General features: G+C 72.7%; 14 protein-coding genes. 8 read left to right on the top strand and 6 right to left on the bottom strand.

Annotated features, from left to right (window positions below; genetic code table 11):
- Nucleotides 1-36: 36 nt before the first annotated feature.
- Nucleotides 37-1,053: a magnesium and cobalt transport protein CorA gene (locus ABD208_RS12220; protein ID WP_344103105.1), complete on the bottom strand. Its 1,017-nt coding sequence runs from the start codon at nt 1,051-1,053 to the stop codon at nt 37-39.
- A 101-nt stretch (nt 1,054-1,154) separates the two neighbouring features.
- Here ABD208_RS12220 and pyrE point away from each other — a divergent pair, with 101 nt between their 5' ends.
- The 3 genes from pyrE (at nt 1,155) to ABD208_RS12205 (ending at nt 3,447) form a co-directional block, all read left to right on the top strand.
- Entirely contained in the window at nt 1,155-1,730 is a 576-nt protein-coding gene (gene pyrE, locus ABD208_RS12215; RefSeq protein WP_344103103.1) for an orotate phosphoribosyltransferase, read from the top strand.
- Between the two features lie 110 nt (nt 1,731-1,840).
- On the top strand, nt 1,841-2,569 hold the full coding sequence (locus ABD208_RS12210; RefSeq protein ID WP_344103101.1) for a DUF3137 domain-containing protein: 729 nt from the start codon (nt 1,841-1,843) through the stop codon (nt 2,567-2,569).
- A 38-nt stretch (nt 2,570-2,607) separates the two neighbouring features.
- Nucleotides 2,608-3,447 (top strand): exodeoxyribonuclease III, encoded by an 840-nt coding sequence (locus ABD208_RS12205; RefSeq protein WP_344103099.1) that lies wholly within the window; start codon nt 2,608-2,610, stop codon nt 3,445-3,447.
- 173 nt (nt 3,448-3,620) lie between these two features.
- On the opposite strand, the gene ABD208_RS12200 is transcribed toward ABD208_RS12205, so the two are convergent.
- Complete coding sequence (locus ABD208_RS12200) at nt 3,621-5,282, bottom strand: hypothetical protein (protein WP_344103097.1); 1,662 nt, start codon at nt 5,280-5,282, stop codon at nt 3,621-3,623.
- A gap of 210 nt (nt 5,283-5,492) precedes the next feature.
- Here ABD208_RS12200 and ABD208_RS12195 point away from each other — a divergent pair, with 210 nt between their 5' ends.
- A complete protein-coding gene (locus tag ABD208_RS12195) occupies nt 5,493-7,061 on the top strand; it encodes a septum formation family protein (RefSeq protein WP_344103095.1) in 1,569 nt (522 codons plus the stop codon).
- 30 nt (nt 7,062-7,091) lie between these two features.
- Here ABD208_RS12195 and clpB read toward each other — a convergent pair whose 3' ends face one another.
- A complete protein-coding gene (gene clpB / locus ABD208_RS12190; RefSeq protein ID WP_344103093.1) occupies nt 7,092-9,722 on the bottom strand; it encodes an ATP-dependent chaperone ClpB in 2,631 nt (876 codons plus the stop codon).
- Nucleotides 9,723-9,889: 167 nt separating this feature from the next.
- Here clpB and ABD208_RS12185 point away from each other — a divergent pair, with 167 nt between their 5' ends.
- Nucleotides 9,890-10,753 (top strand): LppM family (lipo)protein, encoded by an 864-nt coding sequence (locus tag ABD208_RS12185; RefSeq protein ID WP_344103091.1) that lies wholly within the window; start codon nt 9,890-9,892, stop codon nt 10,751-10,753.
- Between the two features lie 65 nt (nt 10,754-10,818).
- Nucleotides 10,819-11,772 carry an alpha/beta hydrolase gene (locus tag ABD208_RS12180; protein ID WP_344103090.1) on the top strand — a complete coding sequence of 318 codons (954 nt, stop codon included), beginning with the start codon at nt 10,819-10,821 and terminating at the stop codon, nt 11,770-11,772.
- Between the two features lie 115 nt (nt 11,773-11,887).
- On the opposite strand, the gene ABD208_RS12175 is transcribed toward ABD208_RS12180, so the two are convergent.
- Nucleotides 11,888-18,184: a hypothetical protein gene (locus tag ABD208_RS12175; protein WP_344103088.1), complete on the bottom strand. Its 6,297-nt coding sequence runs from the start codon at nt 18,182-18,184 to the stop codon at nt 11,888-11,890.
- Nucleotides 18,185-18,378: 194 nt separating this feature from the next.
- Here ABD208_RS12175 and ABD208_RS12170 point away from each other — a divergent pair, with 194 nt between their 5' ends.
- A complete protein-coding gene (locus ABD208_RS12170) occupies nt 18,379-19,980 on the top strand; it encodes an AlkA N-terminal domain-containing protein (RefSeq protein ID WP_344103086.1) in 1,602 nt (533 codons plus the stop codon).
- 41 nt (nt 19,981-20,021) lie between these two features.
- Nucleotides 20,022-20,519: a methylated-DNA--[protein]-cysteine S-methyltransferase gene (locus tag ABD208_RS12165; protein ID WP_344103084.1), complete on the top strand. Its 498-nt coding sequence runs from the start codon at nt 20,022-20,024 to the stop codon at nt 20,517-20,519.
- Nucleotides 20,520-20,639: 120 nt separating this feature from the next.
- Here the strand turns inward: ABD208_RS12165 and ABD208_RS12160 are convergent, their stop codons facing one another.
- Together ABD208_RS12160 and ABD208_RS12155 are read right to left on the bottom strand one after the other, a co-directional pair.
- Nucleotides 20,640-21,560 carry a carbohydrate ABC transporter permease gene (locus tag ABD208_RS12160; protein ID WP_344103082.1) on the bottom strand — a complete coding sequence of 307 codons (921 nt, stop codon included), beginning with the start codon at nt 21,558-21,560 and terminating at the stop codon, nt 20,640-20,642.
- The gene (locus ABD208_RS12155; RefSeq protein ID WP_344103080.1) at nt 21,557-22,546 is read right to left on the bottom strand and encodes a carbohydrate ABC transporter permease; all 990 of its coding nucleotides are present in this window, start codon (nt 22,544-22,546) and stop codon (nt 21,557-21,559) included. Before ABD208_RS12155 ends, ABD208_RS12160 begins: the two co-directional genes overlap by 4 nt.
- Between the last annotated feature and the right edge of the window lie 20 nt (nt 22,547-22,566).

Raw genomic sequence — 22,566 nt, 5'->3', positions numbered from 1 at the left:
GACGGGCGGACGGCGGGCGGCAGGCCGCGGCTGCCGTTACAGCCAGCCGACCTTCTTGAAGATGCGCCAGAACCCGATCCCCGCGCCCAGCATGATCAGCAGCGCCAGCGGGTAGCCGAACGTCCAGTGCAGCTCGGGCATGTGGTCGAAGTTCATGCCGTAGATCGACGCGACCATCGTCGGTGCGAACAGGATGGCCGCCCAGGACGAGATCTTCTTGGCTGCCTCGGCCTGCTGCACGCCCACCTCGGACAGCCGCCGCATCTCGTCGTTCTGCTCCTGCGCCACGAGGGTGGAGTGGGCGTTCAGGGCGTTGGCGAGCAGGAGACGCAGGTGGTCGGCGGCGTCGGCGTACCGGATCGCGTGGTCCAGGACGTTGCGGAAGTTCTGCCGCAGCTCGACCGGCTTGCCGGCGTCCTTGGCCATCGGGCGGAGCATGTCCACGACCGGATGGATGGCCCGCTGCAGGGCGATCACCTCGCGGGTCGCCTCGTAGATGCGCCGGGAGACCTGGGGATCGCGGGAGAAGAGGTCGTCCTCGACGTCGTCCACCACACGGCGCAGCCGCGCGACCACCGGACGGTACGTGTCCACGACGGCGTCGAAGAGCGAGAAGAGCACGGCGCCCGGACCGCTCCGCAGGAGGTCCGCGTCCAGGGCCGCCTGCAGGGTCTCGACGCGCGGCACCTTCGAGCGGCGGATCGTGATCGCGTAGTCGGGGCCGATCCAGGCGTGCACCTCGCCGAACTCGATGCGGTCGACGAGCCCGTCGCCGTCGTCGTCGACCGTCCGTGCGGGGTGCAGGACGACGAACATCGACTCGTCGTACAGCTCCGTCTTGGGGCGCTGATGGGCGCGGACGGAGTCCTCGACGGCCAGCGCGTGGACGCCGAACTCCTTGGCGACGTCCTCGATCTCCTCCGTGGACGGCCAGGCGAGATCGACCCAGGCGAGCCCGCCGCCGCTCCGGGCGACCTCGTGGGCCTGGGCCAGCTCGACGGGCTCGGTGCGCCGCCGTCCGTCGTCGTACACGGCGATGTCCATGATGGTCACAGAGTGAACCCTGGCAGACGGCGGCCGCAATCCGAAAAGGCGCCCGCGGCGGTGACCGCGGGCGGGGCGCCCCCGCGTCCGTCCCACGTAGGCTTGGCCGCGTGAGCACTGACTTCTCCCCGACTCCCCGCGAGCAGCTGATCGACCTCATCAAGGAGCTCGCCGTCGTGCACGGCAAGGTCACGCTGAGCTCCGGCCGCGAGGCGGACTACTACGTCGACCTGCGCCGCGTGACCCTGCACCACCGGGCCGCGCCGCTGATCGGGCACGTGCTGCTGGACCACCTGGAGGAGGCCGGGCTCGGCACCGCGGAGGTGGACGCCGTCGGCGGCCTGACGATGGGGGCGGACCCGATCGCGACGGCCCTGCTGCACGCGGCGGCGTCGCGCGGGCAGGACCTGGACGCGTTCGTGATCCGCAAGGAGGCGAAGTCCCACGGGATGGGCCGCCGTGTCGAGGGGCCGGGGATCGAGGGGCGGCGCGTCGTCGTCGTCGACGACACCACGACCACCGGCGGATCGCTGCTGCAGGCGATCGACGCGGTGCGCGAGGCGGGCGCGGAGGTGGCGGGCGTGGCGACGCTCGTCGACCGCGACACCGGCGCGAAGGAGAAGATCGAGGCGCTCGGGCTGGAGTACCACTTCCCCATCGGACTGAAGGATCTCGGGCTGGCCTGAGCTGCGCTTTTGTCGTAGTCCCACAGCGCCACGCCGCTTCTGGTGAAGGACCTGCACTGATATCACCGCAGGCGAAGACATGGGACTGACTTGACGGTAAATTTACCGCCATGGAGCCCCTTGTCCTCTTTCTCGGAGTGGCGGCCGCGCTCGGCCTCGCGTACCTCGTCACCCGGCCGCTGCGGGAGCGCCGCCGCGTCAAGGACATCACGGAGTGGGCGGACATGAACGGCTGGGAGCGGGCCGAGGCCGCCACCGACGCCCAGCTGCCGTACCGCTGGCCGGGTGGCCCGTTCCTGGAGCAGCGCAAGGAGCCGGCCACCGACGTGATGTACGGGAACGTCTCCGGCCACCGGATGATCTCGTTCACGCACACCTGGCGCACCGGCAAGGAGGGCTCGCGCTTCTCGCGCAAGCGCTACGCGCACGTCATCGCCCTCGACGAGGACGCCGCCGAGCCGCGGCTCGAGCTGACGCCCGAGGGCTGGCGCGACAAGATCCAGAAGGTGTTCGGCGGTCAGGACGTGCAGCTCGGCAACCCGGCGTTCGACGACGCCTGGCGGGTGCGCGCGTCCGACGACGTCTTCGCCCGGCGCGTGCTCGACCCGCGGTTCATGTCGATGCTCATGCTGCCGGACTACCAGAAGACCAACATCCGCGTGGACGGGCCGGCCGTGATGCTGTGGACCGACGGCAAGACCAACGTCGAGAACCTGTCGAAGAAGTCGGGCAAGCTCGTCGAGGTCGCACGGCTCACCGTGCCGCTGGAGAAGGGGCAGCCGGTGTTCGAGTCGGGCGGGGACCTGAACCTTCCGGGAATGGGCTTCGAGAAGATCTGAGCGCGGGGACTCAACCCCGGCCGCCGTAGAGTGGGCCGGTGCGGATCGCTACCTGGAACGTCAACAGTCTTCGTGCGCGGCTGGACCGGACGCTCGGTGTGCTGGAGCGGTGGGATCTGGATGTGCTCGCGATCCAGGAGACGAAGTGCCGGGACGAGCAGTTTCCCGTGGGCGCGTTCCAGGAGGCCGGGTACGAGGTCGCGCACACCGGGCTGAGCCAGTGGAACGGCGTGGCGATCGCGTCGCGGGTCGGTCTCGAGGACGTGGCGACGTCGTTCCCCGGGCAGCCCGGGTTCGCGAAGGTCGCGAAGGCGGACGACGACGCGGCGGCGTCGGACGCCCTGCTGGAGGTCGAACCGCCCGTCGAGGCGCGCGCCATCGGCGCGACCTGCGGCGGCGTGCGGGTGTGGAGCCTGTACGTGCCGCACGGGCGGGCGCTCGGCGACCAGCACTACGAGTACAAGCTGACGTGGCTGCGGAACCTGCGCGACGTCGCGCGGAACTGGGCGGCCGAGCCGGACGCGCAGGTCGCGCTGCTGGGCGACTGGAACGTGATCCCGCTGGACACGGACGTGTACGACGTCGCGGACTTCGCGGGGCACACGCACGTGTCGCAGCCGGAGCGGGACGCGTTCGCCGCCTTCGCCGAGGCCGGGTACACGGAGGTCACGCGCGAGCACGTGCCCGCCGAGCACGCGTACACATACTGGGACTACCAGCGGCTGGCGTTCCCGAAGAACCGCGGGCTGCGGATCGACTTCGGGTGGACGACGCCGGCCGTGGCCGAGCGGGTGCGGACCGTGACGATCGACCGCGAGGAACGCAAGGGGAAGGGCGCGAGCGATCACGTGCCGGTGATCCTGGAGCTGGCGGACTGACGACGGCGTCGGGCGCCGACGGCATGTCCTGCTGACTCGGCACGTCCGGGGAACGCGTCAGGTCAACGGCGAAGAGTTTGACGAGTCCCGATCCAGCGGTGGCCACGGCGGCCCCGGTGGCGCCTGGTCAGGCGCCGAGCCGAGGCCACCGTCTCACGTCGCTGCTTCCGGGCCTAGGTGAGGTCCCCGCCGCAGATCGCCCGGAGGCGCGGCATGTCCAGGACCTTGTTGTAGACGCGCGCGTCATCGATCATGCCGTCCCAGTAGTTCGCGTAGTACCCGCGGCCCAGTCGCGTGGGTCCGGCGCCGACCCACTCGGTGCCCACGTACGGGGTGGTGTCCTCCAGGACCGGGACACCATAGTCTGCGGGAGGCGCCTGACCCGGCGTTCCGATCGGGCAGACATGGAGGTCCAGGACCTTCTGATCGGCGTTGTACCGTCCCGTCAGGTGGACCCACTCGCCGGGGACCACGGGCCGGTCGGAGACCGCATGGTGCGGGGGTTCGTCGTCCACACCGTCCATCGTGAAGCTCCAGCAGGTCGTCATGCCATTGGCGCAGTAGCGGGACTCCTGACGGCCCAGCTCGAACATCGCCGACCGCCGGCCGTCCTGCGAGAGCGCGACCCGGTGCTGCGAGTCCCCGCTCTCTGCCAGCAGGAACGCGGAGACCGTGAAACCGCGCGGTCCTCCGTCCGGATCCGGATTCAGGTCGACCAACGGCCCGTCCGTGCTCACGAACGACCTCGAGGGCTGCACCCCCGTGAACCGCAACGCCGCGTCATCGGTGCGCTGCGCGAACACCGACTGCATCGGCCCGACGCCCCAGGTCACATCCGGACCGAGGACCGTCAGGTCATGACCTTGGCCGGACGCGTCAGCGGCAACCGTGCCGCCGCCCTCGTCCAGGTGCCAGTACGCATCGCCCCCTGAGAACCGAACGCTGAATCGATACGTCGTATTCGAAACCCCACGTGCGTTGTCGAAGGCCCACACCGTGATGCTGTGCGAACCCGCGGTGAAGAAACCCGCCGGCGGCGTCAGCGACGCCTTGCCGTCCGATCCGGCGTCGACCCGAACAAAGGTCTCGTCATGATCTAGCTCGTACTCGTACGCCACGACGTCGGTCGACCGCGACGAGAAGGTGAAGGTCCCCGGCTGGCCGACTCCGCCCCCGATCTGGTCTTCCGGATACTGCGCCGAGGTGATGACCGGGTCCGCCGGGCGCCGCCCGTCGACCTCGAGGTAACAGGCAGGGGCCTCCGAGTACAGCGTCGAGCGACCAGCCGCGTCCCTGGTCTTGTAGCGCCACCGGTAGATCGCCTCGTTGGACAGCCGGGACCTGTCGATCGTCCTGCTGAACGTGTACGGCTTGGGCCGCAGTGCCGTCCAGTCCGATTCCCACACGCGACTGCCCGTTGACGCGTTCACCAGGGTGAACCGCACCTGCACCCGGTCACCGGCGTCCGGGTCGCGGCCGACGCCGGTGAGCCTCACGTCGTCCAAGCTCGCCAGCACCGTACGCCTCGACTTCGACGTCTGGCAGCCGTGGGCACTCCTCTGGAAATACAGCTTCATGTCGGACGTGGCCGGGACGAGCGGGCGGCGGTTCGAGGTCGTGGCGGCGCTCACGCTGGTCAGCACGTCTGTCGACACCGAGTGCGCCTCGGACGCCGACGCGGGAACCAGCCCGGCGCCAAGAGTCGCAAGACAGGCCGAGGCCGCCAGCGCGATGCGCGATCGCCTCATCGCATTTTTGACTATTTCTTGGATTCTCTCGGAAGATTGATTGCGATCCCTCTTCCATGAAGAGGCGGACAACTTGCGAGATGACATCGGACCACTCCACGGTATTCAGCAGGAGAAACTGCGCCCGTACATGGGGCGCCAGGCCGCACCTTATATCGATGAATGCGATATGCGAGAAATCTCATGGCAAATTCACCCGGTGACGTCCCGACCAGGGCAGTCCGACCAGCGTGGCGACTCGATCGAACCGTCGCGGAAGTGGCCTCGATGGAACGCGATTTGCTATAAGTTGCCCCCATGACGTCGCCCGAGCAGCCCGAGGCCACCGAGACGGACGAGTCGACGCCAGCGCCGCAGTCGGCGGAGTCCGGCGTGCCGGAGACGGCCGGGAGCACCGACGGCGACGGTAGCGCCGAGGCGGTTGCGGCCGAGGGTGTCGTCGAGCCTGGTGAGAGTGCCGAGGGTGGCCCTGAAGGCGAGGCGGAAGGGTCCGCCGAAGAGGCTCCGAGTGAGCCCGAGGGCCCACAGACGGTTGACGAGGACTCGAAGACCGAGGTTCGAGCCGGAGACGACGCCGTTGCAGAGACGGAGACTGCCGGGTCGCGGGAGCCCGCCGGCGCCGTCGAACCTGACGCAACCGCCAAGGTGGGCTTCGAGGATCTTGCCCTCGTCGCGATTGCCTCGGCCCATCAGGAACAGCTCGGACCGCGCACGATTCAGCCGGTGAAGCCCGCCGAGGACACGGCGCAGGACGACTCCTCCGAGAAGCCCGCGGACGTGACCGGCGCCGATGCCGTCACGGACGCCGACGACGAAGCGGCCGTCGAGCCAGACGAGCGGGACGGCGACGCGGCCGAGGCGCCACCCGCTGCCGAGCCCGCAGCGTCGGACACGGAGGAGACGCCGCCGGGAGAGCCGACCGAATCGATCGAGGCCATCGCGCGTCCCGAGGACGAGGTTTCCGTCGACCCGGACGCCTCTGTCGACCAGGACGCCGTCGAACCGGACACCTCCACGCCGGACGACGACGCCCCGGACACCGCCGAACCGTTGTTCGCGTCGCCCACCTCGCCGTCTCCGGTTCCGCTTCCGCCCGTCCCGGCTTCGCCGGTTCAGGCACGTCCGGTTCAGGCACGTCCCGTTCCGGCCCCACCGGTTCCGCAGCCGCCCCGTCCGGTGCAGCAACCGGTGCCGGTACCGCAGCCGGCGTTCGCGCCGACCGGCCCGGGTGCTCAGGCCGGCGCGAGCGCCCCGGCGGCGCATGACGCATCGGCCCGGCAACCGCAGTTCCAGCCCGCCGCCTGGGAGCAGGACTACGCGGCCGCGCCGTCGTACGCGGGCTGGGACCCGGCCGCCGCGGCGGCCGCCCGGGCCGAGCGCCGCAAGAAGCTCGGGCTGTTCGGCCTGGCCGCCGCCGGGGTCGTCGCGATCGTCGTCGTGCTGTCGATCCTCGGGAACCTCCAGGTCCAGAAGGGCTGGGAGCCCGTGCCCGCCGACATCGCGGCGGCGCGGGACGTGAACTCCGTCCAGCTCGTGCTCGGCTCGTGCATGGACAAGATCCCGCTCGACGGCGAGGTCGACACCGTGCGCGCGGTCCCGTGCGGCGACCCCCACGAGGCCCAGGTCGTGGGGCGCACCGACTTCGGCGAGGACGCACTCTGGCCCGGCCCGGCCGTCGCCGGCCAGGAGGTCGCACGGGTCTGCGGCGGCAAGCAGCTCAGCGGGAAGATCCGCGGCACCGACCAGGCCAAGCGCCTCCGCTACCTCGTCTGGACCCCGACCGAGCGGTCCTGGGGCGACGGCGACCGCGTAGGCCTCTGCGTCGCGGCCAGCGACACAGCCCTCACCGCAAGCCTCCTCGACTGATTCTGCGCGCCGGCCGCCAGACCATTCACATTACCGAGCGATATCGTCAGCTTTTGTGACGGGTCCCGTCGTGACGGACAGGCCGGCGGCGTCCGGGAGGCGGTCGATCGTGACCGTGTCGCCGTCCGTGACCTCGCCCGCGAGCAGGCGCTTGGCGAGCTTGTCGCCGATCTCGCGCTGGATCAGGCGGCGTAGCGGGCGGGCGCCGTAGGCCGGGTCGTAGCCTTCCAGGGCCAGCCACTCACGGGCGGCCGGGGTGACCTCGACCGTGATGCGGCGGTCGGAGAGGCGCTTGGCCAGGGCTTCGACCTGCAGGTTCACGATGTGGCCCAGCTCGTCGAGGGAGAGCGCGTCGAAGATGACGACGTCGTCCAGGCGGTTGAGGAACTCCGGCTTGAAGGCCACTCGCACCGCCTGCATCACCGAGTCGCGCTTCTGCTGCTCGTCGAGCATCGGGTCGACGAGGAACTGCGAGCCGAGGTTCGACGTCAGGACCAGGATCGTGGACCGGAAGTCCACGGTGCGGCCCTGGCCGTCGGTGAGACGGCCGTCGTCGAGCACCTGGAGCAGGATGTCGAAGACCTCGGGGTGAGCCTTCTCCACCTCGTCGAGCAGCACCACGGAGTAGGGACGACGCCGGACGGCCTCGGTGAGCTGGCCGCCCTCCTCGTAGCCGACGTACCCCGGAGGCGCGCCGACGAGCCGGGCCACCGCGTGCTTCTCCGAGTACTCCGACATGTCGATGCGCACCATGGCGCGCTCGTCGTCGAACAGGAAATCGGCGAGGGACTTGGCCAGCTCGGTCTTGCCCACGCCGGTGGGGCCCAGGAACAGGAACGACCCCGTGGGCCGGTCCGGGTCGGCGACCCCGGCCCGCGCGCGGCGGACGGCGTCGGACACCGTGCGGACCGCGGAGGCCTGACCGATGAGCCGCGCCCCGATGACCTCCTCCATGTGCAGGAGCTTCTCCTGCTCGCCCTGGAGCAGGCGTCCCGCCGGGATGCCGGTCCAGGCGGAGACGACCTCGGCGATCTCGTCGGCCGAGACCTTGTCGGCGACGAGCGGGGGTTGTTCGGCTGCCGCCTGCTCCTCGGAGCCCTCGGCGGCCTCCGCGTCGGCGATCTGCTGCTCCACGACGGGCATCTCCCCGAACCGCAGCCGGCCGGCGTCCTCGTAGCGGCCCTCGCGCTCGGCGCGGTCGGCGTCCGTGCGCAGCTGGTCGAGCCGCGCGCGCAGGTCACCGACCAGGTTCCGGCCGCTCTTCTCGGCCTCCCAGCGGGCGGTGAGCGACGCGAGCGCCTCGCGCTTGTCGGCGAGGTCGGCGCGGAGCTTGCCGAGGCGGTCGCGGGAGGCGGCGTCCTCGCTCTCCGACAGGACGACCTCCTCCATCTCCAGCCGCGTCACCGCGCGCTGCAGCTCGTCGATCTCCACCGGCGACGAGTCGAGCTCCATCCGCAGGCGCGAGGCGGCCTCGTCGACCAGGTCGATCGCCTTGTCGGGCAGCTGGCGGCCCGTGATGTAGCGGTCCGAGAGCGCGGCCGCCGCGACGAGTGCGTTGTCGGCGATGGTCACCTTGTGGTGCGCCTCGTAGCGCTCCTTGAGGCCGCGCAGGATCGCGACCGTGTCCTCGACGGACGGCTCGCCCACGAACACCTGCTGGAACCTGCGCTCCAGCGCCGGGTCCTTCTCGACGTGCTCGCGGAACTCGTCGAGCGTCGTCGCGCCCACCATGCGCAGCTCGCCGCGGGCGAGCATGGGCTTGAGCATGTTGCCCGCGTCCATGGCGCCCTCGCCGCCGGCCCCGGCGCCCACGACGGTGTGCAGCTCGTCGATGAAGGTCACCACCTCGCCGTCGGACGCGGTGATCTCCTCCAGGACCGCCTTGAGCCGCTCCTCGAACTCGCCGCGGTACTTCGCGCCGGCGACCATGCTCGCCAGGTCCAGCGCGACCAGGCGCTTGCCCTTGAGCGACTCGGGGACGTCGCCGTCGACGATGCGCTGCGCGAGCCCTTCGACGACGGCGGTCTTGCCGACGCCGGGTTCACCGATGAGCACGGGGTTGTTCTTGGTGCGGCGGCTGAGCACCTGGATCACGCGGCGGATCTCGGAGTCGCGGCCGATCACCGGGTCGAGCGCGCCGTCGCGGGCGCGTTCGGTGAGGTCGGTGCCGTACTGCTCCAGCGCCTTGTACGTGCCCTCCGGGTTGGGGCTGGTGACGCGGCCCGAACCGCGCACGGCGGGAAGGGCGGAACGCAGGGCGTCGGCGTTCGCCCCGGCCTCGGCGAGGATCTGCGCGGCGGGCGACCGGCCCGCGGCCAGGCCGATGAGCAGGTGCTCGGTGGAGATGTACTCGTCGCCGAGCGCCTGGGCCTCCTTGCCCGCGAGGTCGAGCACCGTGGCCATGGGCCGGCTGGCCCCCGGCTGCGCCGTGCTGTCCCCGCTGACCTGCGGCAGCGCGACGAGCGCGGCGCGCGTCTTCTGCCCGACGGCGCCGGTGTCCGCCCCGACCGCCTCCAGCAGGCCGGCAGCGACCCCACCCTGCTGCGCGATCAGCGCGCCCAGCAGGTGCACCGGTTCGATCAGCGGGTTCCCCGCGGCCGACGCCGTCCGCAGGGCGTCACCAATCGCCTCCTGTGACCTGGTCGTGAACTTGCTGTCCATCAGTCCTCCGTCCGCCAATCGCGGGTCCGTCCACATGCCCGGGACGACGCCGTCGGCGCCGCACCGGATCCAACTATCTCAAAGTTGAGTCTATTCCGCTCAACTTCGGAAGTGCCAGCTCGGATCGAACCCTTGGGCGGAGCCGCCGGGTGCGGCACACTGGCCGGGTGATCCGTCCCGGAACCGTCCGCCGCCCGCTCGCCGCCGCGATCGCGGCAACGCTCGCGATCGTGCTGTCCGGATGCGTGCGGCTGGGCGTGGAGCTGGAGCTGCGGCCCGACGACGTCGCCCGGCCGAGCGTGGTCGTCGCCGTCGAGGACGGCGTCCTCGAGGCCACCGGCCAGGCGGCCGGCGACTTCATCGACCAGCTGGTCGGGAAGAACGATCCCGCCGACGGTGCCAGGGACATCGAGACCTACGCCCAGGACGGGTACACCGGCGAGCGGTACGTCTACGAGGTCCAGGACATCGACAGGGTCGGCAAGGCCGTCGGCCAGTTGGTGAACGTGGTCCGGGAGGGCGACGAGTACGTCGTCTCCGGCGTCCTCGACCTCAGCGAGAAGGCGCTGGGCCTCCGCGGCCAGGGCTCGCTCGACGACCTGAGCGTCACCGTCGACATCACCTTCCCGGGGCCCGTCACCGAGTCGAACGGCGCGATCAGCGGCCGGAAGGTCCACTGGGAACCGCCCCTCGGCGGCGACTACGAGATCCACGCCCGCGGCTCCGCCGTCGACCTGTCGGCCCCGAAGCCCTCACCGACGCCGGCCGCCGCGGCCACCGGTGATGCGGGCGCGGCCGACGCGCCGTCGTCGGTCCCGGAATGGCTGATCCCCGTGATCGGCGGTGGCGGCCTCCTCATCCTTCTCCTGCTCGGCATCGTCGTCTGGCAGGCCCTCCGCGTCCGCCGCCGCAACGACGCACCCCAGGTCGCACGGCCGCCCTACCCGCAGCCTCCGGCCGCGCCGTATCCCCGGCAGCACACCCCCTACCAGGACCCCCACCGCCCACCCAGCATCCCGCCGCGCCGGTGAGGCGCTGCGCGCCCACGTCATAGGATCAACGGACCACCGTCCCCCAGCAGCGATGGAGCCGCCCGATGAGTTCGTGGTCTCCCGATGTCCTCGGCGATGGTTTCGAGGCCCGGCCGGTCAATGCGCCCGATGACGATCGCGTCGTCACCGTCGTGCGGCACGTGCCCTCCACGACGGCGGACGGCTCGGGCCAGGACGGCGCCGCCAAGCCCGCTGTGCTCTACGTGCACGGCTTCGTGGACTACTTCTTCCAGACCCACGTCGCCGAGCACATCGTCACGGCCGGTCACCCGTTCTACGCCGTCGACCTGTACGGGTACGGCAGGTCGGTGCGCGACGGCGAGGACCGGACCGCGGTCCCGCTGCTGCAGGAGCATTCCGCCGATCTCGACGCCGCGCTGCGGGTGCTGCGCGACGAGGGCCACGAGCGGGTCGTCCTGCTCGCCCACTCGATGGGCGGGCTGCTGTCCTCGCTCTGGGTCGCGGCCCACCCGGGCGCCGTCGTCGGCCTGATGCTGAACTCCCCGTGGTTCGGCCTGAACCGCGGCTGGTTCGACCGGGTCGTCTCGACGCGCCTGGTCTACGGAATCGCGCCGGCCCTGCCCCGGGCCAAGGTCAACGCGCTGGGCGGCGACTACGCCACCGCGATGCACCGCCACCACGAGGGCGAGTGGGACTTCGACCTGCGCTGGAAGCCGGACAGCGCGTTCCCGGTCCGCGCCGCCTGGTTCGCCTCGATCCGCCGCGCGCAGGCGAAGCTCGCCCGCGGCCTGTCGATCGACGTCCCGGTCCTGGTGACGACCTCCGACGCGACCTCACCGGGCCGCACCCGCGAGGAGCACCTCACCACGGACACGGTGCTGAACGTCCGGCACATGTGGGACCTGGCCCCGGCACTCGGCGAGAACGTCCAGGTCGAGATCATCCCCGGCGGCGCCCACGACCTGGCCCTGTCCCCACCCACGGCCCGCAAGCACTACCTGAAGACGATCACCACCTGGCTAGACGCCACTTTCTGACGGTTCCGATGCGGTCGGCAGATCGAGCGCCGCGGTCGGCCCGTTGTCGAGAAGTCGGCAGCCCGAGGGGCCGACCGCACTGACAAGCGGCCGACCGCTCGACAGGGGGCCGATGTCAGCGGAGGTCTCGGAGGTACGCGGCGGTGCCTCCCGAGGCCGCCGTGCGGCGTTCGTCCAGGGTGGCGATGATCAGCAGGACCAGGGCCGCCGGGACCAGGGTGAGGATCCAGGGGAGCGGGGAAACCCCGACGCCCAGCTTCGCGAAGACCACCACGACCTCGACCCCCAGCGTGACCACGCCCAGCCAGAACGGCGCCGAGAGCCGCAGCCGCGATCCGGCGAGCACCGCCATCAGCGCCACGAACACGACCGCCGAGGCGCGGATCGTCAACGGGTCCGTCGCCGTGGAGAGCACGGACGGGCCCACGAGCGCGAGCACGCCCAGCGCGAGGGTCGGCCAGGAGCCCGCGAAGCCCACCGGCCATCGCCCGAGCCGCGGCCGTTCGTCCGACGACGCCGTCCCGCCCTGCGCGCCGCGCATCGCGATCCACCCCGCCGCGATCAGCGCGATCCCGAGCGGCGCCGAGAACGCCTCCACGCGCAGCTCACGCGGCGACCAGGCCGCGATCGCGATCAGCGTGGCGCACACCCAGACCACCCACGGGGCCGCGCCCGTCGCGCGCCCGGCGACCAGCCGCCGCACGCCCAGTACCAGCAGCGCGAGCAGCGCCAGCTCGAGCACGAACAGCGTGATCACGGCGCCCCAGGCGGGCTCCATGTGCCAGAGCGCCGCGAGCGTCCCCACCACCAGCGCGGGCACGAACCCGTACCCGCGCAGCAGTTCGGTCAGACGCGGCCCGGCGATCGGCCGCAGCAGGCGGACGCACAGCGTCAGCACGACGACGACGGCCGCCGCCCACCCGAGCCCGACGACGAACGACACCTCCGTCGCCCCCGGGATCCCGACGGGCACGTAGGGCTGAGCGACCCCTTCGGCCGTGGCGGCCGCCGCGTCGCGCAGCTCGTCCGTACGGTACGACGCCGTCTCGAGCAGCTCCGCGCTCCGGAAACCCCGGTCGTTCGGCCACGCCCACGGCGCGGGCGCCACGCGCCACGACTCGATCACGCCCGCCACCGAGGCGAAGGCGGCGAACCCGGCCAGCGAACCCCCGACCAGCCTCGGCAACCCCCCGCGCACGCCCAGGAACCCGGCCACGAGCGCCGCGGCCGCGAACCCGACCAGCGCCCAGGCCCGCCAGTCCCCCGGCTCGGTCCGCGTCAGGTACACCACGAAGCTCGGCACGAACACGAGCGCCCCGCCGGCGACGGCCAGCGCGAGCATGTTCCGCACGGCCCGCTCCCGGCCGGCCCCGCCCGGCACCGACCTGCGCAGGCGCCACGCCATGACCAGGCCGACGACGCCCGCGACCACCGCCGGCGGGAACGTGTACGCCTCGACCAGGCCGACGCCGCGCGAGCCGAGCGCGGTCCACAGGGCCGCCAGGCCCAGCGCCCACACCAGGATCCACAGCCGCCTGCGCCCGGGTTCGCGCGCGACGAGCGCGGCGCCGACGGCGAGGACGAGCAGGACGGCGACGGCGATGTCGGGCCCGGCCGCCTCGCGCGTGTAGGCGAGGTAGACGGTGATCGCGCCGGTCAGGAGGGCCGAGCGCTCCAGCTGGGCGCGGATGGAGCCGGGGAGGCCCGGGCCGCCGTCGGGCACGCGCGTCGCGATGCGTTCCGCGATCCGCGCGGCGGCGGCCGCGACGGCCGACACGAACGTCGCGGCGACCGGGAGCACGAACGGCGAGCCGGACAGGTCGTACAGTTCGGCGATCTCGCCGCCGGCGCTCGTGACCATGACGCCCGAGGTGGGCAGCAGCAGGAACGCCGCGGCCGCCCGGACCGCGACCGGGAGCCCGAGGCGCGCGGTGAGCAGCAGCACCAGTTCGAGGCAGAGCATCGCCCCGGCCGCGCCCACCGACCACCAGCTGCGCTCGAACACGACCGTGCCGACGCCCGCCACGAACGGCGCCGCCGTGATACCGAGCACCACGTACCACTCGCCGCGCGACGTGCGGGTGCTGAGGGTCACCACGATCGTCACGAGCGAGGCGACGGCGGAGACCGTGCAGATCGCGGCGACCAGCGACAGGTCCAACCAGCCCAGCACCGCACCCAGCGCCAGCAGCGGGTAGACGTAGCCGACGCCGACCAGCAGGGGGTGGAGCGGCCGCCGCGCCGTCCCGCGCAACGCCAGCACGAGCCCGCAGACGACGAGCGCGCCGCCCGCGGCGGTGGTCCGGGAGATCCAGGAGGACGTCGCCAGCAGGGCGATCACCACGATCGCGCCGATGATCGCGGCGTGGCGGGCGAGGCGGCGCTCGGCGCCGGACACGGGGCGGCCGCCGATCACGCGCAGGCCGTTCGCCGCACCGGCGAGCGCGCGGCCGGCCTCCTGGACGGCGTCGACGACGGGACGCAGGCGCGGCCAGGCGGTGGCGCGGTCCGCCGTGGCGGCGACCAGAAGAACGCCGGTCACGGCGAGCGCGATCAGTGTGATGACCGGCGGCAACGCCGGATGCATCGCGGCGCCGGCCACCGCGCCGAGCGCGAGGAACGGCGCGGCGAACCGCTCGGCGCGCCGGATCCCCTCGCCGGGGGCGAGCCGCGCGGCGAGGAGGGTCACGGCGGCGAGCGCGGCGACGCCGAGCGTCGCCCAGCCGGTAGGGGCCGCGCCGAGGACGACGGGGCCGACGACGTCGCCGGGCAGGAACCAGTCGGCACGCGGCGCGAGGGCGGCGGCCCGCACGAGTTCCGTCACGCGGGTGATGCCGAGGCCCGCGGCGGGAAGGGCCGCGAGGACCGCCACGATCCAGCCGCTGATCAGCAGGTCGTCGCGGGTGCGCACGGCGAGGGCGCCGCGGACGGATCCGAGGCCGGCCCCGCGCAGCAGCCGGGGCGCGGTGGCGACGGCGAGCAGGATCCAGGCGCAGGCCGCGCCGAGCGGGGCCCAGCCGACGGCGTCGTCACCGCTGGTCAGCCCGGACGCGACGCCCGCCGCGACGGCGAGAGCCCCGCCGGCGACCGACCAGTGCCGGTGGTGCGTGAGGCGGCGCAGCACCGCGGTGACCGCGGCGATGAGGGCGATCAGGACGGCCGTGCCGCCCATGCCGGGGAGCCAGCGGGGCTGCGCCACGTCGATCGACAGGGCGCCGGCCGCGAGCAGCGTCAGGACGGCGACGACGTCGGCGACCGCGTGCTCGGGCGCGAGCCTGCTGCCGAGACGCGTCCCGGAGACGGCGACGGCCGCGCGGGGGAGCAGCGTCAGGAGCGCGGCGGCCAGGCAGGCGACGGCGGGCCACCAGGAGCCGGGTCCGTCCGGCAGCGCCGCGAGCACGAGGAACGGGAGCACCGGAGCGGCGGACACCGCGGCCGACATCCACGACCGGACGCGCAGCAGGTGGCCGGCGATCGCACCGAAGGTCAGGACGGCCGCCCACAGGAGGGTCAGCCGGACCTCGGCGTCCGGAAGATCCTGGGGCTGTGCGGCGGAGTAGTCGTACACGGTCGACGTGATCACGGCCGCGAGGAGCGCGAGCGGCAGGCCGGCTCCACGCACGGACTGCAGGAACGCCAGCTCGAGGAAGAACCCGTGCCGGTCCTGGCCCAGCCGTCGCGCCAGCGGCGCGAGGGCTGCCCGCGCCGCCCAGCCCAGCACCGCGACCAGGACGAACGCGAGCGTCCAGGCCCAGGGGAACCAGCCGGCGGCGAGGTTCCGGGTCGTCGCGGTGACCACGACGAGGACCGGGAGCACAGGCAGCACGACGAGGCCCGCCGTGATCCACGAGCGGACGCGCAGGGCCGTTCCCGCCAGCAGGCCGACGACGACGACCGCCGCCCACAGCAGGGTGATCGCGCCCTCGCGGGAGAACACGATCGCCACCTGGCCGAGGTGCGCCACCGACTCCGCCGCGAGGAGCGAGACCCCCAGCGCGGCAGGCAACGCCGCGCCCCGCACGACCCGCAGCACCGCCGCCTCCGGCGCGAACGGCAGCCCGAGCCGGTCCCCCAGCCGCCGTGCCGCAGGCCGCAGGCCGCGCATCCCGGCCAGCGCGGCGAAGGCGACGAGGACCAGCGCCGCCACCCACCACCACGCCGACCACACCGAGGGCCCGGGCACGTCGAGCCGCGCGACCACCAGGACCGGGATCACCGGCGCGGCGAGGACGCCGGCCGAGACCCAGGAGCGGACGCGAAGTCCCAGCCCGGCGCCCAGCGCGGCGACGGTGACGACGCACCACGACGCCGTCGTCGTCCATCCGTCCAGGGGGTCCGCGCCCCACCACGACACCGCGGACCATGAGGCGCCGAGGGCGAGCGGGAAGCTCGCCCCGCGAGCGACGCGCAGCAGGCGGGACTCCACGTCCGGCGCCGGGCCGAACTGGTCGCCGAGACGTCGTGCGACGCCGGGCAGCGCCGCGCGTGCGGCGTGCGCGGCGAACGCGGTGACGGCGAAGGCGAGCGTCCAGCACCAGGTGGCCCAGCTCGCGGCGGCGGAGGCGGTCGAGGCCGACAGCTCGGCCGCCACCAGGGCGGGAACGACCGGGACCGCGAGGAGGCCCGTGGTGATCCACGAGCGCACCCGCAGCAGGAGGCCGCCCGCGACGCCGACGGCCACGACGCCGCTCCACAGGATCGCCGTCGCGCCCCAGCGGCTCACGCCGGGAAGATCCGCGGCGAAGAGCGTCACGAGCAACGCGACCGGCACCGCGGCGGCGCGCGCCACCCGCAGCAGCTGCCCCTCCGTGGTGAACGGCCCGCCGAGCTGGTCGCCGAGCCGCCGCGCCAGGCGCGGCAGTGCCCGCAAGCCGACGTGCGCGACGGCCGCGACCAGCACGAACGCGAGGGTCCACCACCATGCGGCCCACGAGGTGAGCGCGCTCGCCTCGAGGAACAACCGCGACGACGACCAGACCGCACCCGGGATCCCCGCGACCACGAGCACGGGCGCGACCGGCGCCGCCACCACGGCCGTGGACGCCCAGGACCGCACCCGCAGCAGGTACCCGCCCGCGCCCGCCGCCAGGACGATCGCGCTCCAGAGCACCGCCGTCGCCCCCCAGCGGTTCAGGCCGGGCAGCTCGGTGGGCAGCAGCGCGATCACCAGGGCGAGCGGCAGGCCCGCGGCCCGCACCACCCGCAGTACCCGGCGCTCCGGACGGAAGCGCGCGCCGAGGCGGCGCGACGTCGCCGGCAGCAGCCGCAGCTCCACCCAGGCCAGCCCCGCGACGGCGGAGCACGCGAACGCCCACCACCAGGAGGTCCACGCCGACGCCGGGGTCCCGATCACCGCGGAGAACGGCACCACGAGCGCGGCCGCCAGCCCCGCCGACACCCAGGACCGCACCTCCAGCCGGTGCCCGACGACGACGAACAGCGGCGCCAGCCCGGCGAGGACGACGGCCCGGGCCATCGCCGGTTCCAGCCCGTCGAGGAGTCCCGCCTGCATCGCGAGCTCGACGTCGACCCAGCACAGCACCGCCGCCAGGCCCGCGACGGCCTCGGACGTCGTCCGCAGCCCGGCACGGCGCAGCAGCGCGGCGACCGTCGCGGCGGCGACCGTGACGAGCCCCGTGACGACCGCGCGCAACGCCAGGTTGTCGCCGAACGTGAAGAACACGAACACGACCGCCGCGACGGCGAGGAGCAGCGCTCCCGCCCCGGCGAGGATCGGCTGCATCGCGATGTCCCGGCGCGGGGCCGCGGGCTTCGCCCGCGACGCGGGCGGCATCGGGGGATCCGTGCGGGGCCCCGGCGCAGGGGCCGCCGGCGCCGGGCCAGGTCCCGGGGCCGACGACGCCGGGCCGGATCCCGGGGCCGCCGGCTCCTGCGAGCCGAGCTGGGCGGCGATCGCGGCCGCGGCCTTCAGACCGGCCGGGACGGGCGCTTGCTCCGCGGGCGCCGCGGGGGCCTCGTCGATGAGCGACGACGACGGCTGGTGGGCCGCGGCCGCGCCTGAGGCGGGTGCGGGTTCCGCCTGTCCGGTACGCGCCTCCGGGCGATCGGGGGCCCCGGTGCCGGGAGCGCCTGCTGTGGGGACGCGACCGCCCGCCGTGGGGACGCGGGAGATGACGTCGTCCCTGCCGGAGCCGGCCGGGGGGACGGCCGGCGCGGGATGCACCTTCCGGGCCTGGTCCTCACGCATCCGGGCGATCACCTCGCCCCGCTCGCGCAGCAGGCTGGCGGCGTCGAGCGACAACCGGTGCACCTCGTGCGCGCGCTCGGCCCGCAGGTCGAGCCCGCACCGGTCGCACGCGGGGCGCGCGAGGTCCGCGCCGCAGGCCGGGCACCTCCGCGTGTCGACCAGGCGGCGTGCGAGGTCGCCCCAGGGCCCCCAGTTGTCGGTCATGCGGTTCACCCTGGCGGACGCTGACTCAACATCAGGGAGGTTTTGTCCGGCTCCGCCCCGAACCTTCCCATCTTCTCCCCAGCAATTCACCCGGCCGGAGCGGGCTCACCGGCAGGATCCCGCGGTCCGGCGTCGGCGGCCGTCGTGTCCGATTCCCGCTAGGCAAGGCGCCGGGCGTGACAGAGGATGGGCGCATGACCGACGTCGTCCACGATCCGAGCGACACGCCGACCGCCCACGGCGGGGCCGACTTCGCCGAGCGTTACCGGGCGATCTCCGCGCGCGACGCGCGCTTCGACGGCCAGTTCTTCACGGCGGTCCGCACCACCGGCATCTACTGCCGCCCGTCCTGCCCCGCGCGCACCCCGAAGCCCGAGAACGTCAGGTTCTACCTGACCAGCGCCGCCGCCCACGACGCCGGTTTCCGGGCCTGCAAGCGCTGCCTCCCCGAGGCGACGCCGGGCACCCCCGAGTGGAACCTGCGCCGCGACCTCGCGGGCCGGGCGATGCGTCTGATCGCCGACGGCGTCGTCGACCGCGAGGGCGTCGACGGCCTGGCGACCCGCCTCGGCTACTCGGCCCGCCAGGTCAACCGCCTCCTCGTCACGGAACTCGGCGCGGGCCCGCTGGCCCTGGCCCGCGCCCAGCGCGCCCAGACCGCCCGCACCCTCCTGACGGGCACCGACCTGAAACTGGCCGACGTCGCGTTCGCGGCGGGCTTCGGCTCGATCCGCCAGTTCAACGAGACCATGACCGACGTCTTCGCGAGCACGCCCACGGAGATCCGCCGCAGAGCCACCGGCGCACGGGCGGGCTCGCGGGCCGGCTCGCCCGTCCTCCCCGCGTACGATTCCCCGGCCGCACGAGAAGGAACCGGCTGCGTGACCGACCGCCCGTTGCTCCACCTCAGCCTCCCGGTACGCCGGCCGTTCGACGCCCGGGGCGTGTTCGGTTTCCTCGCCGCCCGCGCGATCGACGGCGTGGAGACCGCGGACCTCACCGGCCCGCACCTCCGCTACGCCCGGACCGTCTCCCTCCCGCACGGCCCGGCGGCCTTCGAGCTCCGCTGCCACGCGGGGCCCGGCAGCGTCGACGTCACCCTCGAGGTCTCCCATCTCGCCGACGTCCCCGTCGCCGCGGCTCGCATCCGCCGCCTGCTCGACCTCGACGCGGACCCCGTCGCCGTCGACCAGGCCCTCGGCGCCGACCCCGCCCTCGCGGCAGGCGTCGCCGCCGCCCCGGGCATCCGGGTCCCCGGCGCCGTCGACCCCGCCGAGCTCCTGATCCGGGCGATCATCGGCCAGCAGATCAGCGTCGCGGCCGCCCGCACCCACCTGACCCGCCTCACCGCGGCGGCCGGCGCGCCCTACGACTCGGCCGTCCCCGGCCTCACCCGCCTGTTCCCCACCCCCGGAGCCGTGGCCGACGCCGCCGGCGACCACCTGCGCCTCCCCGCCCGCAACCTCGCCACGATCACGGCGACGGCCACGGCCCTGGCCGACGGCGAGCTCCCCCTGTCAATCGGCGACGACCCCTCCGACCTCCGCGAACGCCTGGTGGCCCGCCCGGGCATCGGCCCCTGGACCGCCGGCTACGTGGCACTGCGCGTCCTCGGCGACCCGGACATCCTCATGGACCGCGACGTCGCCCTCCTCGCGGGCGCCCGCAACCTCGGCCTCGTCGACCCCGGCCTGACCCGCCCGGACCAGTTCCGCGCCCTCGCCACCAGAGGCGCGGCCTGGGCGCCCTGGCGCTCCTACGCCGCCATGCACCTCTGGCGAGCCGCCGCCGCCTGACCGCACCTCACACCCGCCCCTCTGACCCGGAGCACCCACTCATGCACACCGCGACCATCGACACCCCCGACGGCAAGTTCACCGTCATCACCTCCGACGACACCCTCCTCGCCTCCGGCTGGACCGCCGACGTCGACTCCCTCGTCGCCCTGATCCACCCCACCCTGCGCCCGGAACCCGGCCCCGCGCCGTCGTCGTCCGCCGTCCTCAACGACGCCCTCCGGGCCGTCGAGGCCTACTACGGCGGCGACCACGACGCCCCAGCGGCGATCCCGGTGCACCAGACCAGCGGCGACTACCGCATGCACGCCTGGAAGATCCTCCGCGACGTCGCCGCCGGCGAACGCCTCACCTACACCGGGTACGCCCAGCGAACCGGCCGCCCGAAGGCCGTCCGCGCCGCAGCCGGCGCCTGCGCCTTCAACGCCGCGGCCCTCTTCGTCCCCTGCCACCGCATCCTCCGCACCGACGGCACCCTGGGCGGCTTCCGCTACGGCCTGGATATCAAGCAGGCCCTGCTGACCCGCGAACGATCCTGACGAACCACCCGCAGGGCCGCACCCAGGACCGGGTGCGGTGGGAAACGCGACGACAGACGGAACGACACCATGTCGTTCCGTCTGTCGTCGTGTTTCCGGCCTCGTCGGACGATCCGGGGCTCAGCCCTTGACGGCGCCGGCCAGCATCCCCCGCACGAAGTACCGCTGCAGCGCCAGGAAGACGATCACCGGCACCACCATCGAGATGAACGCCCCCGCCGAGAGCACGTGCCAGTCCCCACCACGCGACCCCGCCAGCTCGGCGATCCGCACGGTCAGCGGGAACGTCCGCAGATCACCCATGACCAGGGCGACCAGCAGGTCGTTCCACACCCACAGGAACTGGAAGATCCCGAACGCGGCGATGGCCGGCGTCAGCAGCGGCAGCATCACCTGGAAGAAGATCTTCACGTGCCCCGCCCCGTCGACCCGGGCGGCCTCGACCAGCGACCGGGGAACCTCCTTCATGAAGTTGTGCAGCAGGAAGATCGCCAGCGGCAGCGCGAACGCCGAGTGCGACAACCAGATCGCCCAGAACGTGCCGTTGATGCCCAGACTGACGTACCCCGTCAGCAGCGGCACCAGCGTGATCTGAATCGGCACGATCTGCAGCGCGAACACCGCCACGAACAGGATGTCGCGCCCCTTGAACTCGATCCATGCGAAGCCGTAGGCCGCGAGCAGCGCGATCGAGATCGGGATGAACACCGCGGGCAGCGTCACCACGAACGAGTTCACGAAGAAGTCGAACATGTTCGTCGAACTACCGAACAGCGCCTCCTCGTAGTTCTTGAACGTCACGACGCCCTCGCCGGAGGCCGCCTGCCCGAAGACCGTCCACCACCCGCTCGTCTTGATGTCGAACTCCGGCCGGAAGGACGTGACCAGCAGCCCGACCGTCGGGAGCGTCCACAGGATCGCGATGACGATCGCCAGGGTGCTGGCCCACGGGTTGCTGAGCGCCTTGCGCGCCTTGCGCGCGCGGCCGTTGATGTCCGACGCCGGGCGTGCGGGCTTCGTCGTCGTCGCCTCTGCACTCATCGGATCTCCTCCACCTTGCGCATCTGCCGCACGTTGTACACGATCACGGGGATGACGATGACGAACAGCAGCACGGCCAGCGCCGCGGCCATGCCGGCGTCCTGCTGCCGGAAGCCCTGCTCGTAGAACTCGAGAGCCACGATGGACGTGTCGAACTTGCCGGCCGTCATCGTCCGGACGATGTCGAACGTCTTCAGCGTGGTCATGGCGATCGTGGTGAGGACGACGACGAGCGCCGGGCGGATGCTCGGGATCGTGATCCGCCAGAACATGCCGAACCCGCTGACGCCGTCGAGCTTCGCCGCCTCGACGATGTCGGTCGGGATCGCCTTGATCGACGCCGACAGCAGCGTCATCGCGAAACCGGTCTGGATCCAGATGAAGACGTTCATGATGAGGAACGTGTTCCACGGCCGGTCCAGCAGCAGGAACTGCTGCGGTTCACCGCCGAGCCAGACGAGGAACTGGTTGAGCAGGCCCGTCTGGTCGACGCCGGCCGGCTTGAAGTCGTAGACGAACTTCCAGATGAGCGACGCGCCGACCATCGAGACCGCCATGGGGAGGAACACGAGCCCCTTGGCGACCTTCTCGAACCGGCTGCGGTCCACGAGGTAGGCGTAGACGAGGCCGAAGAAGGTCGCGATGAGAGGCGCCACGAGCACCCACAGCGCCGTGTTCCCCAGCACGATCAGGAACTGGGGCTCGGTGAACGCCCGCACGTAGTTGTCGAGGCCGATGAAATCGTCCGAGTTGCGCCGCAGGAAGGACTTCCCGATGGTCGACACCGCCGGGTACAGCAGTCCGAGCGTCAGCAACAGCAGCGCGACGCCGATGAAACCGAAGCCGACGAACCACCGCGGCGGGTTCCGCGGCCGGTCGACGACGAAGAGGATGACGGCCATCAGCCCCACGAACAGGGCGATGGCGATGAGCATGAGAAGCAGCTTTTGCACCGGGTCGTCACCGGCGTGCAGTAGCCAGTCCACGGGAAACTCCTGACTCCGAG

The sequence above is a fragment of the Myceligenerans crystallogenes genome (assembly GCF_039529775.1).
Lineage (GTDB): Bacteria > Actinomycetota > Actinomycetes > Actinomycetales > Cellulomonadaceae > Myceligenerans > Myceligenerans crystallogenes.
This window is presented reverse-complemented; position numbering and strand designations above follow the sequence as displayed.